Annotated in this window: 16 protein-coding genes; 5 read left to right on the forward strand and 11 right to left on the reverse strand. The window is 59.4% G+C overall.

Features of this window, described 5'->3' with window-relative positions:
- Nucleotide 1 precedes the first annotated feature (1 nt).
- The 7 genes from GGD53_RS15575 to GGD53_RS15605 are packed head-to-tail and all read right to left on the reverse strand — an operon-like array spanning nucleotide 2 to nucleotide 5,142.
- Nucleotides 2–235 carry an EexN family lipoprotein gene (locus GGD53_RS15575; RefSeq protein WP_184457431.1) on the reverse strand — a complete coding sequence of 78 codons (234 nt, stop codon included), beginning with the start codon at nucleotides 233–235 and terminating at the stop codon, nucleotides 2–4.
- Nucleotides 232–930, reverse strand: a complete 699-nt coding sequence (gene virB5, locus GGD53_RS15580) for a P-type DNA transfer protein VirB5 (protein WP_184457432.1) — start codon at nucleotides 928–930, stop codon at nucleotides 232–234. Before virB5 ends, GGD53_RS15575 begins: the two co-directional genes overlap by 4 nt.
- Nucleotides 930–3,296, reverse strand: coding sequence for a VirB4 family type IV secretion/conjugal transfer ATPase (locus GGD53_RS15585; RefSeq protein ID WP_184457434.1), 2,367 nt, complete (start codon nucleotides 3,294–3,296; stop codon nucleotides 930–932). Before GGD53_RS15585 ends, virB5 begins: the two co-directional genes overlap by 1 nt.
- Nucleotides 3,289–3,627: a type IV secretion system protein VirB3 gene (locus GGD53_RS15590; protein WP_184457437.1), complete on the reverse strand. Its 339-nt coding sequence runs from the start codon at nucleotides 3,625–3,627 to the stop codon at nucleotides 3,289–3,291. The genes GGD53_RS15585 and GGD53_RS15590 overlap by 8 nt, the downstream gene beginning before the upstream one ends.
- Nucleotides 3,628–3,632: 5 nt before the next feature.
- Nucleotides 3,633–3,932, reverse strand: a complete 300-nt coding sequence (locus GGD53_RS15595) for a TrbC/VirB2 family protein (RefSeq protein WP_184457439.1) — start codon at nucleotides 3,930–3,932, stop codon at nucleotides 3,633–3,635.
- Nucleotides 3,929–4,600, reverse strand: coding sequence for a transglycosylase SLT domain-containing protein (locus tag GGD53_RS15600; RefSeq protein ID WP_184457441.1), 672 nt, complete (start codon nucleotides 4,598–4,600; stop codon nucleotides 3,929–3,931). Before GGD53_RS15600 ends, GGD53_RS15595 begins: the two co-directional genes overlap by 4 nt.
- Nucleotides 4,601–4,602: 2 nt before the next feature.
- On the reverse strand, nucleotides 4,603–5,142 hold the full coding sequence (locus GGD53_RS15605; RefSeq protein WP_184457443.1) for a hypothetical protein: 540 nt from the start codon (nucleotides 5,140–5,142) through the stop codon (nucleotides 4,603–4,605).
- Nucleotides 5,143–5,243: 101 nt separating this feature from the next.
- On the opposite strand from GGD53_RS15605, the gene GGD53_RS15610 reads away from it, so the two are divergent.
- The gene (locus GGD53_RS15610; RefSeq protein ID WP_184457445.1) at nucleotides 5,244–5,615 is read left to right on the forward strand and encodes a MarR family transcriptional regulator; all 372 of its coding nucleotides are present in this window, start codon (nucleotides 5,244–5,246) and stop codon (nucleotides 5,613–5,615) included.
- 405 nt (nucleotides 5,616–6,020) lie between these two features.
- Here GGD53_RS15610 and GGD53_RS15615 read toward each other — a convergent pair whose 3' ends face one another.
- Both GGD53_RS15615 and GGD53_RS15620 read right to left on the reverse strand, forming a co-directional pair.
- Nucleotides 6,021–7,211 carry a DUF932 domain-containing protein gene (locus GGD53_RS15615; protein ID WP_184457447.1) on the reverse strand — a complete coding sequence of 397 codons (1,191 nt, stop codon included), beginning with the start codon at nucleotides 7,209–7,211 and terminating at the stop codon, nucleotides 6,021–6,023.
- Between the two features lie 116 nt (nucleotides 7,212–7,327).
- Nucleotides 7,328–9,484 (reverse strand): ParB/RepB/Spo0J family partition protein, encoded by a 2,157-nt coding sequence (locus tag GGD53_RS15620; RefSeq protein WP_184457449.1) that lies wholly within the window; start codon nucleotides 9,482–9,484, stop codon nucleotides 7,328–7,330.
- Here GGD53_RS15620 and GGD53_RS31725 point away from each other — a divergent pair.
- Nucleotides 9,483–9,860 carry a hypothetical protein gene (locus tag GGD53_RS31725; RefSeq protein ID WP_246717792.1) on the forward strand — a complete coding sequence of 126 codons (378 nt, stop codon included), beginning with the start codon at nucleotides 9,483–9,485 and terminating at the stop codon, nucleotides 9,858–9,860. The two genes, GGD53_RS15620 and GGD53_RS31725, sit on opposite strands and share 2 nt — an antisense overlap.
- Nucleotides 9,861–10,038: 178 nt before the next feature.
- On the opposite strand, the gene GGD53_RS15630 is transcribed toward GGD53_RS31725, so the two are convergent.
- Together GGD53_RS15630 and GGD53_RS15635 are read right to left on the reverse strand one after the other, a co-directional pair.
- The gene (locus tag GGD53_RS15630; protein WP_184457452.1) at nucleotides 10,039–10,458 is read right to left on the reverse strand and encodes a type II toxin-antitoxin system VapC family toxin; all 420 of its coding nucleotides are present in this window, start codon (nucleotides 10,456–10,458) and stop codon (nucleotides 10,039–10,041) included.
- Entirely contained in the window at nucleotides 10,455–10,709 is a 255-nt protein-coding gene (locus GGD53_RS15635) for a FitA-like ribbon-helix-helix domain-containing protein (protein WP_184457648.1), read from the reverse strand. Before GGD53_RS15635 ends, GGD53_RS15630 begins: the two co-directional genes overlap by 4 nt.
- 187 nt (nucleotides 10,710–10,896) lie before the next feature.
- Between GGD53_RS15635 and GGD53_RS15640 the strand changes: the two genes are divergently transcribed.
- From GGD53_RS15640 to GGD53_RS15650, 3 genes are all read left to right on the forward strand, one after another.
- Nucleotides 10,897–11,214 carry a sunset domain-containing protein gene (locus GGD53_RS15640; protein ID WP_184457454.1) on the forward strand — a complete coding sequence of 106 codons (318 nt, stop codon included), beginning with the start codon at nucleotides 10,897–10,899 and terminating at the stop codon, nucleotides 11,212–11,214.
- A 361-nt stretch (nucleotides 11,215–11,575) separates the two neighbouring features.
- Nucleotides 11,576–11,776 (forward strand): type II toxin-antitoxin system VapB family antitoxin, encoded by a 201-nt coding sequence (locus tag GGD53_RS15645; protein WP_013851145.1) that lies wholly within the window; start codon nucleotides 11,576–11,578, stop codon nucleotides 11,774–11,776.
- A complete protein-coding gene (locus tag GGD53_RS15650; protein ID WP_184457456.1) occupies nucleotides 11,773–12,156 on the forward strand; it encodes a PIN domain-containing protein in 384 nt (127 codons plus the stop codon). Before GGD53_RS15645 ends, GGD53_RS15650 begins: the two co-directional genes overlap by 4 nt.
- Nucleotides 12,157–12,295: the final 139 nt, after the last annotated feature.

Raw genomic sequence — 12,295 nt, forward strand, 5'->3', positions numbered from 1 at the left:
CTCAGCCTCCGAGCGCCCTGCGCCCACGCTCGAGACGCAGCTTGCCGTCGGCGGCTTCAGCGTTGCGGCAGGTGGGCGTTTCCCAAAGCTTCCCGGCATTGTTGCGGCACTCGCCGAGGATCTTTGTCAGCAACGCCTCATCGCCGGCGAGCTCGTCGACGGTGTAGATCTTGTCTGTTTGGGGGGAACAAGCCGACAGGAAAACCAGCGTCGCACTGGAAAAGAGCCACTTCATTTGAGCGCCGCTCCCATCGTGTCCATGCGCTTGCGCCAGTCTTCGGCTTTGCGCTGCTCATCGACCTGCACCTGAGCCTGTTGGACCATCTGCAGGCCCTGCATGCGAAGGACGTCGGTCTGCAAGAAAGCGGTTTCAACCTGGAGGCGGGCCTGCAGGTCGGCGATATCCTTGGCGTCGGCCGCACTGGAGATCTGCTGACGAAGCTGATCAATGCCGTCGATGCGTTTGGTGGCGGCATCGTAGATCTGCTGCCCAAGGCTCATCTGACCTGCATTCTGGTTTTGAAGGCGCGAAAGCTCCTGCGCATAGAAATCTTCGGCATCGGTGCGATAAGTGGAATTGTTCTCAAGGAATTTTGATGCGGAGCTGCCGAAAACCCCCGTCCCGGAACCCTTGAACAGCCCCTCGATCGCGTTGAAGTCCTGCGGGAGCGCCTTGCGGATCGAAGGATCGTTCAGCAGGCTCGCCACATCAGCCATATTGGTGATCTTGTTCAGCGATCCGTAGAGCTGCTGGGCCTGCTGAAGCTGCTGATTGAGCGTATCGAGCTGCGACTTCAGCTGAGCGATGCTCTCGATCTGCTTGGCGATCGCTGATGTATCGATGACCGGGATGCCTTGGGCCTTTGTCAGCCCCGTCGACAGGAGCAGCATCAGCAGCGCAACGCTTGCCCGTATTCCATTCGCCCGCATCAGCCCGCCCTCCTTCGTTCTTGGAACACCGGAAGCCAATCCTCCAGCCCGTCGCCGACCTCGGCACGGATGGCATCAGCAAGTTCCACATTGGCTGTCCGGCCAGAAAGGATGGCGAGCTCATCGTCAAAACCATTGAGGTTCAGTTCGGCGACGACACTGTTGTGTCCTTGCTTGACGATGAACCGCCGACTTTCGACGGAGAGCTCGCGTGAGACGAGCTCGAATTCGCGCTCCGTCAGCTTGAAACCGGCGACGTAGTCGCTACGATCGCCGCGCGGGTTCGGCAGGAAAATCTGCGTCGGGCACTGTTCGATGATCGTATGGGCGATCGGCGAAACGATAGCGTCGCGTGGGCTCTGGGTCGCAAACAGCATGAGCCCGTTCTGCTTTCGGATGGTCTTCAGCTTGTTTTGCGCCAGGTCGCGAAAACCTTCATCCTGCAACGCCTTCCAGAATTCGTCGATAACGATGATGATGCGGCGCCCGTCGATCAACTGCTCGATGCGATAGAACAGATAGGCCATCAACGGCGTGCGAATCTCCTCGTTGTCGAGGAAATCGGTCATGTCGTAGCCGATGAACTTGGCGCCAATGCCGATGTCGTCGGTTCCGCTGTCGAAGACCCAGCCGAGCGGCCCTCCCCTCTCCCATCGTCTCAGCCGCGAGGCGATGCCCTCCGGATCGGTGTTGTTGAGAAAAGTGCGCAGGGCGCCGATGGAGCGACGCTCCACCGGCAGGTCCGCCACCCCGTCGACCGCCGAGGCGACGTCGCGCAACTCGGTGATCGATAGTTCGCCGGATGCTGATCCGACCAGCTTGGCGATCCAGCCGGTGAGGAATAGCTTGTATTCTGGAGTAAGGTCCAGCGCCTTCAACGGCGCGCAGCCGGTGGTGATACCGTTCTTCAGCGGCAGATAGGTGCCACCGGCCGCGCGCACGAAAAGGTCGGCGCCCCGGTCCTTGTCGAAGAAGACCATATGCGGATCATGCTTTTCGAGCTGGGACAGCATGAAGTTCAACAGTACCGTCTTGCCGGCACCTGAAGGACCGCAGACGAAGGTGTTGCCAAGGTCGCTGTGATGGAAATTGAAATAAAAGGGCGATCCCGATACGGTTTTGAGCATGGCGACCGCCGGTCCCCATTCGTTGCCGTCCTTCTGGCCAGCCGGATAAGAATGATAAGGAGCAAATGCTGCAAAGTTCCGCGACGTGATCGCCCCCGAGCGCGCCCGAAAACGGAAATTACCTGGCAATTGCGCCCACCAGGCAGCCTCGAGCCCGAGGTCCTCGCGGGCGACGACCGCACCACCACTGGTGAGATAGGCGCGCGCCTTCGCTATGTGGTCGGTGAGTTCCTTGACCGAGGGGGCAAAGACCGACAACGCAAGATGATGCTCTCCGAGAACGAAACGGTTGGATTCCAGCTCGTCCATCGCCTCACTAAGCTCTTCGATCTGCGAGGCCGCCTTGTCGCCGGCGCTGACCATTTGGTTCTGCTTGCGGCCCATGATCGCACGGGCATCGGCTTTGGAGGCGAAAGCGAAGGACTGCGTCAGGATGAGTTCGAAGGGTGCCGTCAGGATACCGTCGAGCATGCCGCTGCGCGTGGTCGCCGGATATTCCTTGAAGCCGAACATGCCGGCATAGCGGCTTTCGGCCTCGTGGCGGATCTCGACGGTCTCGCGCCCGAAGATGACCCGGTCGGAATAGATCGCCGAAGAAATCTTTCCCTCCGTCAGCGGAACCGGTTCTCGCCGCCCGCCGACGAGCTGATGGAGAACTTCGCTCGGCTCGGAGAACAGGATACCGTCCTGCTCGTGTAGAGTGAGGATACGCGGCTCGAAACGTTGCAGCCCCGCCAGCACGTCCGCCACCCGGTCGGCTAAATGCTTCAGGGCCTGCTCATCGAGTTCGATACCGGACCGGCGCACCTTGCGCAGCCGGGAAAGAAGGCTGGCGGCCTTTTCGACGGGATCCCGGCTGGAATGCCAGACCAGGGTGAGGTAGAGGTCGTTGCAAAACAGATCTTCGCGCACCATCCGTTCACGATACTTGGTATTGAGGCCGTCGGAGAAAGGATTGGCGAACCGCCCCTCGGGATAGGCATTGGCACGGCGGCGCACGACATGCGTCCAAAGCGCCAGCCGCTCGTCGGCGATATTGCGGTAGAGCGTGTTGAGGCTACGGTGCAACCCGTTGAGGTCGCGGGTATCGGCGGTCTCGAAGGACACACCCTGGAGAGCGATCATAGTCATCAGCGCTCTGGAATCGAGCGCGATGGTCGTCTCGTCGACATGCCTGACATAGGGGATGAAAGTCTCCGGCCCGAGTTCGCGGGACCGGAGGGTCGCTATACTAGGCAAGGCTGAGATCCCTTTCGTCATAGCGCCTGGCGAGCGTCAAAGGGGAGAGCGTGGCGCCGCCCCAGTAGGTAGCATTGCGCGAGCGGCCCCGGGTCTCGATCCATGCCAGGAGGATCCGGAACTCGTTATGGTCATGTCTGACGAGGGCGCGAAACAGGAAATGAAAGACGACGCCGGTGAGCGCATAGGCGATGGATCCCGCGGTGATATAGAGGATGGTGGTCAGCATGATGTTGACGCCCATCGCCTCCACGGTCACACCGGCGATCATTGCCGGGCGGGTGCAGGCGAGAAACAGCGTATCGTCGTCGAGGCGCGGGGTGCTCACCATTGCGATCAGCTCCCGACGATAGTGTTGACCAGTTCGGTGGCGCCGAAAATTCCGCCGATACCGATAATCCAGAAGCCTGCGCGCCTCAGATCCATGTATCCAAACATCCAGGCAATGCAGATGATGATGACGGCGATGACCGCCAGCAGACGGGCGATATTGCCGGTCAGCATATCGACGATGTTCTGGAGCACGGTTTCGATGCCCGCGGCCTGGGCGAAGGCCGGTTCAACCATGCAGGCGACGAGGACGGTCGCCATGAGTGTGGAGGCGACAACGGGTCGAAGACGGGCTTTGGAGATCATTCACTTTGCTCCGATCGATCATTATGGAAAACGAGAACCGAGGATTGCCGTCGGGAATTGAAAACGTCCCACGATGCGGCTTCAGTGGCTTTAGCGGCGTGGGCGGGCTCTTTCGGAGGCGCTTGCCCCGGCTGATCCTTCGGCGGTGTGGCTGATGGAACCTGGCTGTCCAATCCGGCAATGGTGAGCGACGCCAGGATTGGCGATAGCTGCTTTATCTCCTGGCGCACCTGCTCGTCATACCGGACCATTGCGCCAACGGATGGATCATCGCGGCCATAGTAGGAGCGGAGCATTACCGTCTCTGCCCGAGCCGGATCGTCACCCGCGCGCACAGCCTGACGGTAGTATCCGTCGAGAAGCCTCGCTGTGGCCTTGAGGTTCAGGCAAGGATCGAGGGCGTCCGCAACGGACAGATCGAGTTTCTGAAGCGCCTCGATCCCGAGGCCACCAAGGCCGATCTGAATATCCTTGCGATCAGCAATCAGAGATGTGGCCACCTCAATCGCCTCGGCCTTCGAAGCGGGCTGGTCGGCAAGTGGCGGGCCGCTGTTGACGCGAATGGCGAGAGGCTGAAAGTGGCTCTCAAGGCTGACGACGCCCGCGAGCGTTTCGACCTCCGCCATCGGCGCGCAGGCCTGTGCGATATCGACGAACACAGCGGCCATTGTCAGTACCACACTCTCTGCGTGGTCGAGCCGTCGATGGTGACGTCGATATAGTGAGGCTGCGGCCTCATATTCGGGCGCACAATCGGATAGCCCATGCACCGGCGGCGCCCATCCTGACGCTGCCAATGCGGCGACAGTACCGAATTGTCGCGGGCGCTAAAGTCGTCACCGTTATTCGGGCAGAGCGCATTGCTCACCGGCTGCGGCGAAATCGACACACAGGTCACTTGCCGCCCCCTGGGGCCGCCATCACCGGTCAGCCTGTACCCGGCGTCGCAATAATAGGGTTCGTAACCAGGCCGCGAGCTGTGAAAACCGACGCCGCTGCAGGTCGGGAACGAGTGCCCCCTGGCAAGCTCCCGCCACAGTTTCTGGATCGGCGGCCGGCATTCGCCATACTGGGTCGGCCCGCCGGGATTGGAAAGGCACAGGATAACCTGACATCCCCAATCTTCAGCTTGCGCTTTACTGCCGGAAATAAGATAGGATGAGATCATGCAGTAGATCGCAAGCAACGAATTCAACAGAAGGCTTTTCATGGAAGACCCCTTCGGAACGACAATGCTCCATCGCATTCGGGAAGGCCTTGCAGAGTTGCCTTCCCGCTCTCATACTGCCTTATATAACACAGTTAAATGACATGACAAGCGCCCTAAAAAAACAGTGGCACAATCTTGCCTTCTCGGGACTTATTCTCCACGAGATCCTCGATCATCCACTGGAGGACGAGACACCGCAAGCACGGCTGAAGCAGGTCGGCATGATGACGATCCTCTACACGATGAGCCAGGCTCACCAGAAGCTAACCCTTTCGAATATCATCGAAATTACCGAGTTGACGCGAACTGGCGTGAAGGAGACCGTCGACCTTCTGGTAAAGCGAGGAATGCTGACGGAGACGATGGTGAAGAACTCCATGGGGCGGGGAACGGCACGGCAGTTCGAGATCTCGGAGGATCTTTTGAACAAGTTGAGTGCCTTCCGCGTCAGCCAGGAACGCGGGTTAAACTGACTTATTTTGGAGAAATTCTAGGACGCAATGGCGAATCACCTGCCGGCCGGACCGTGCTGTTGACGCCAGAAAAAGGGACGGTGGGGCAACCCGCCCGCCGGGCGGGTTCCAAACAGACGATGAAGAGTATCGGAGAAATCAGCATAGCGCCGCCGAAGGCGGGATTTCGGGAATTCTCGCCACGCTAAGGGCGGAACAAGGGCAGCCGCGGGAGCCTCAGCATAGCGGCCGGCAGGGAGGCGGAACCGACTGCCCCCGCCCGTGCGTTCCTTTCTCCCAGAAATGCTGCTCGCATGCGGTCGTCAACGAGCGCGGAAGGCGTTGAGGGATATGGCATTTCTGGAAATGGCGGCGCCGCCAGTCGGGTTCGGACCAATCGACGGCATCGCTTTGTGATAGGTGCGATCAGGCCGCGCTTTCAAGTAGCTTCCGTGCCTTGCCTTCCAGTTCGAGACGGGTGTCCTGATGGGTCTTGTCACGCGCCAGTGCCGTGATCCCCTGAACGAAATCGAAGATCGATTCCGGCGGCCGGCCTTCTTCGGAGAAAACAGTCTCGATGATCTTGTTCGTTTCGCTTTTCGAGAAGCCACGCCGGCGCAGGAACGTTTGGCGATCCTCATCGTCGCGGGCGACGATCCGCTCGCGGGCGGCACGGATGCCAGCGACAAAAGCCGCTGGTGAGGAATTGGCAAAGCTTGTCAGCGCTGGTGCTGCTTCATGGGCGAAGCGCTCGGCGGCGAATTTGCTGTGCCGAATGCTGATCTCCTGGAAATTTTCCGATCCCCAGATGTTCCGGTTGGCGCAGACGGCGCGCAGATAAAAGGAGGCGATGCCGAGCGTCTTCGATCCGACCTCCGAGTTCCAGGCATAGAAGCCGCGGAAGAACAGGTCAGGTTCGCCATTGGGCAGGCGTCCCGCCTCGATCGGATGGGTATCGTCGACCAGGAACAGGAAGACATCGCGGTCGGATGCGTAGAGCGTGGTCGTATCCTTGGAAATATCGACGAAGGGATTGTGGGTCATGCTTGCCCAGTCAAGCAGACCCGGTACTTTCCAGATCGTGTCGCCGGTTCCGTTGCCGACGATCTTCATCACGGCGGAAACGAGCTCGTGGTCCCATATCCTGCCGTATTCCGGACCGGTCACCGCCCGCAGCTCGACACGGCCGTCGTCCATCTCCAGCGTTTTGACGAGCTCGCCGCGATGTTTGAGTAGGCCATGCTGCAGATTGATCGCGGCAAGAGGCGCGGGAAGCTGACGCATATAGGTGGCGGGCGCCCCGACCAGTGTGCACAGCTGACTATAACTCCAATGCGTCGGCGCAACCGGTCGCTGGTTGCCGGACACGATCAGTTCGAGCCGCTCGGGATTGTCGCGATTGGCTTCGAGGCGGATTGAGGAACTTTCCACCGTGCGGGCATGGGCGCGGTCAGCGCGCGACTTGACCGCACCGAAGAGTTCGCCGAGCGAAAGATAGCGCTCGTCATCAGGCCGGGAGAACCATTCGGATGAGACGCGGCCATTACGCTCACCGCGCGAGATGTCGACGTTGAAGCCGGAGGATACTGTTTGCGAGGCAGAAGTGATGGTGTCCATGATATTAGCTCCTTAAAACGAAAGCGGTCCGGTTTCCTGTCGGAGCCGGACCGTGCGAGTGGATCGGAATTGAAGGCCCGGCGTACCGACCGGACCTTGACTGGTCGGGTTAAAGCCTACTCGGCAGCATCGAGATGCTTCTGCTCCTGAACGGCCTCGTGCGGCTCCGCTGCCGTTTCGTCGATATTCGCCTTGCCACCGAGGATAGCTGCAAGATCTGAAGCCTCAGCTTCGGGGAGAGCATCGCCGCCGGTGTTGTCGGCGACGTCACCGGCTGCTGTCCCGGGGCTATCTGCCGATGCCTCTGCAATCGCCATCCTCAGCGGCTCGGGAAGCCAGCCGCTGCCGGCGAGCAGACGCTCGGCTTCACGCGCCATATCGGCCTTCTTCAGATGATCGATCAGATGAGCCGACTGCTCGCCCGTCGCCTCCCGCACGGCCTGCAGGATATGCGCCTTGGTAACGCGTCCAAGATAGGCATCGACTGTCGGCGCCCAGCCGGCGGAGACCATGTCGAAACCGATCGAACGAGCGACCTGATCGGCATGAGCGACCGCGCGCGTGCGCTTGTTCCATGGTTCGATCACGACGTTCAGCGAAAGGGATGCGCAATGGGCAAACAATGCCAGCCGGCTGACCTCATCGAGCGTGATCAGGAAGTCCCAGAGCTCGTCGGGCGCCTTCGGAAGGTCCTGGCCCCATGCCTCCTGCCGCTGATCGATTTCCTTTGCCCAGACCGTGTCGCCCAACCCTTCGCTCTGGCCGAACCTGGCGCTTTGCAGCGTCAGTTCCAGGCACGTGTCGGAGCTATATGGGTAGAAGGTTTTCAGGACAAACGCGTGCAGGACGGCAATGAAGGCAACGGCTGGGTTGTTGGCGAGCGCATTGCGCAGGGCCACGGTGCGGATCGCCGTCAGATCGACAACCAAGCGGTCGGACAAGGGGCGGATGACATCGTCTTCCTCCTCTGCCTGGTCATCCACAGCCCGGCCGCCGATTGATACCCCGCCGGTCGATGATGATCCGGTCACGTCGCGGGCGACATCGCTCCTGAAGATCAAGGCATCGGTCTCCACCGTCTCAGGCTGCGGTTCGTCCTCCGGTCGGACAAAGCCGCGCTCGATCCTCAGTTCGCCGCCGGTATCGAGCGAGACGAACACGCCGCCACGGGCGACGTCCTGAGAATCGAAGACATATGGCCGATCGTTGAACCGATCGAGTTCGCGCCCGACCTCCTCCAGCCGATGTTCAGTTGCCTCGCAAGGCTCCTCGGCCTCGCCATAAGTTGCGTCGAGTTCGTCGTATTCGGTCTTGAGCGCGCCGTACCGAGCAATCTCCTGCCCGGTCATTTCGGCCTGGTGGCCATAGAAACGACGCAGCCCCGCTGTATGACCGTAAGGAAAGTCGAGGGCAGCTTCGACCCACTTCCAGCCTTCCGCTGCTTTGAGCGCCTCGGCATCTGCCGTTAATTTCTCCAGTGCCAATTGCTCGAGCAGGGCAGGGTCCTGAAGCCATCCGCCGTTGTCCTGCTCGAACAGGTCGCGCATTACGACACCGCCAGCGGCTTCATAGGCGTCGATTCCAACGTAGACGGAGCGGCGATCGCTCGCGCGGACCGTCGTTTCCGTCAGAAGCCTGCGGATATAGTAGGGTTCGCGAAGCTGCTGGCGCGAGATCGTGTCCCAGACCTGCTCCTGCCGGGCATGGTCATTGGTGATGGAAAAGGCCATGACCAGTTCAAGTTTCATGTCCTCGTTGGCATAGAGTTCGAGCAGCCGCGGCGAGACCGATGCCAGACGCAGCCGTTGCCGGACGGTCGCTGCCGAGACAAAGAAGCGGGCTGCGATTTCCTCTTCGCCAATCCCCTGCTCGCGCAGTGTCTGGAATGCGCGGTATTGGTCAAGGGGATGAAGATCGACGCGCTGGACATTTTCGGCAAGAGAATCCTCAGCTTCGGGGGTTTCGCCGCTGCTGATGATGCAGGGAATTCCCGCGGTCTTTGCGAGCCGTTTGCGTGAGACAAGCAGTTCAAGCGCACGGTAGCGCCGGCCACCAGCCGGGATACGATAAAAGCCGGTCTCGTTGCCGCCATCATCGACCTGAGCCCGAACATTCAGGCTGGTCAGCAATCCGCGGCGCGCTATGTCCTCCGCGAGATCTTCGATCGAGACGCCCGCCTTTACCCGACGCACGTTTTGTTCGCTCAAGATGAGTTTATTGAAAGGGATGTCACGTCCAACACTGAGCGTGATTTTCTCAATGGCCTGTGCCATGTCGTTTCTCCGTAACGAGCCGGCCGGAACTCTCTCCAACCTCCAAACTCGCCGCGAAATCCCCTTCCCTCCTCTCACTCTTCCGCTCGCTCAGTTTCTGGCGACCATCGCCACAATCCCGGTTCGGCAACAAATCCAGGTAGCGCCGCCTTCCATCAAACGGCCGCCCATCAACGATCATCAACCGATGTCGCAGCGACGCAACCGAGCTGCCGCTCCCCCAAGGCTGATCGATCTGGGCAGGTCTCTTGCCGCACCGTTCATGCAACTGGCGACATGGGTGGTGGACCATCTGGGCGAAATTGAAGCCCCATCGGCCTTTGCACGACGAAGAATCAAGACAACTGCGCGGGTAGCTCTGCAGTTATGGTCTTGAATCCACGTCTGCACCTTTTGTGCCGGCGTGTAAGCCGCTGCTCACAAATGGATGCAAGACTGGAAGCCGCAGCGCTCAAGCCCGCGGCTCCCAGGTGCCTTTACGTGAGTGCCAGTGCGACCTTTCCTCGTAGCAGTTGAAGGGATCAGAACCAATGGCGCGCAGATCCATACTCTCGTTATCGCGACCAGGGATTTATCACTTTCAACTCAGCGGCCTCGAACGGACTTGTGTCGCGAGTTGCGACTGCGAGGCCGTTCGCTGCTGCTGTGGCGGCAATGTAGCTATCGGCCGCACCGATCGCTTTCCCAGATACTCGAGCGCGCGCCATCAGTTCCGCGTAAAACTGTGAAGTCACCAAGTTAAAGGGGAGGATACGCTCGGAAAAGTGAGGCAGCACTTCGCCCTCAAGGCGGTCTCGAAGGATAGTCTGCCGTTTGCCCGAGGGCATGGCAGCGATCCCGAAGCGAAGTTCAGCAATCGTTATTGCGGAAAGGAACAGCGTCTCGATGGCCTGGGCGTCCAACCAGGCGACCACTGCCTCGTCAGGAACCGGTTTCCACGGCTCGGATATAACGTTCGTGTCCAGCAAGATCATTCGAAGGTCATCGGTGCAACTGGCGTCTTATCGCGATTCTCCTGCAGGCCTTCAACGTCGCTGTCTGAAAGCTCAGCGTCCCGACCAATAGACGCCAGCAAGGAGCCGAGCTTAACACGCTCAGAGGGACGAACAGCGGCCTCAATAATGGCGCGGATCTCGGCCTCGGTGCTTCGGCCGTGATGAGCCGCTCGCACCCGCAGAGCACGATGTGTTTCGTCAGAAAGATTCCGAATGGTCACCGCCGGCATTGATATCACCTCTGCAGAAACAATGGCTTTGATATCAAAGTATGCAGTATGATACCAAATTTCAAGTGCTTCGATAATGAGGGCGAAAACCATGCCTAATCACAAGAGTTCAGATAAGGCTTTTGGATAGATATTCGCCGTGCTCTAGTGCGGGTACAATCTTCGCGCGAAATGACGGAGACGGGGCATGCGTCGCAATTATCGCAATCCGCAGAAGAGATCACTGCTGTTCGAGGCGCCGGGCCTGCTCATCGGCGCGCTCGCGTTTGGTGCGGCCGGCGGCTGGACCGCGAGTGACATGCTGGCCTCATGGAGCGCTTCTGGCGGCTCCGGTCTATCGTGCAGGATCAAGGGCAACATCTCCATCGAAACGGGCGAGCGCATCTTCCACGTGCCGGGGCAGAAATACTACGCACAGACGAAGATCAGCCCCCAGTATGGAGAGCGGTGGTTCTGCTCTGAATTTGAAGCTTGGGCAGCCGGCTGGCGGAAATCGAAATCGTGATGCGGAGATTGCCTAATTGCAAAGCCGCCTGCATAGCGGCCCTTTTTCCGAGATATCGCGTGGCTTCGTTCAGCCCGCGCTTTTAATACTTGTATTGCATAGGCTCCAATAGCCGCCACCTCGCTGGCAGAAAGCTACCACCTCGAGACAGGTCGTCATCTCAACGTGTACGGAGACATAGGAGAGCTCTTCGGCGCCATCACCTACGGAATAAAGCTGAACAAGACCTACGCGAAGGGTGCCGATGGTCGGCTTGGCAACGATTCATGTTGAGATCAAAACCATCACGACCGTGGGAACTAGGCGTAGATTTTGTCACCAAATGGTGCTATTTAAAACATCAGAACAGGGATAATAAACGATGCGATCGACTATCAATCTCGACGACACTCTTATGGAAAGGGCCAAGTCCCTGACCGGCACAAAAGAAACCGCGGCTCTCGTCCGCCAGGCGTTGGAGACGCTTGTCCGAGTAGAGTCCGGAAAACGCCTGATCGCGCTCGGTGGAACTATGCCCGATGCGGAGGCAGCTCCACGTCGCCGGAGCGCGGCGGCCAAGTGATACTGGCAGACACTTCTATATGGATCGATCATTTTCGCAATGGCGATGCGGAGCTTCGGACGATCATTGAGGACGACCGTCTACTCTGCCATCCGGCTGTGGTTGGCGAACTGGCACTTGGCAGCCTTCGAGATCGCGAGCGTGTGATTACGTTTCTGGCAGCCCAGCGCCACGCGTTCGTCGCAACGCACGACGAAGTAATGACAATGATCGATCGTCACGGCATTTTCAGTATGGGCATCGGCTATACAGATGCCCACTTACTCGCCTCGATACTGCTTGATCGGCGAGCGGCATTATGGACCAGGGACAAGCGTCTGCAGACGGCGGCCGAAAAGGCAGGCGCTTCATTGCATAGGCCAGCCACTGCTCGCAACTGAACACCAAAATAGTCCCACCGAGTTTCGGATTTTTCCCGTCTCTCGCCTTGAGAGATTTGAACGATCGACCACGCGACTTCCCTGGTGCGGCATATCGTTGATTTATGGAACTTAGTCATGTCGACGACGGCAATCCGGC

It is taken from the genome of Rhizobium aethiopicum, from assembly GCF_014197535.1.
Lineage (GTDB): Bacteria > Pseudomonadota > Alphaproteobacteria > Rhizobiales > Rhizobiaceae > Rhizobium > Rhizobium aethiopicum_A.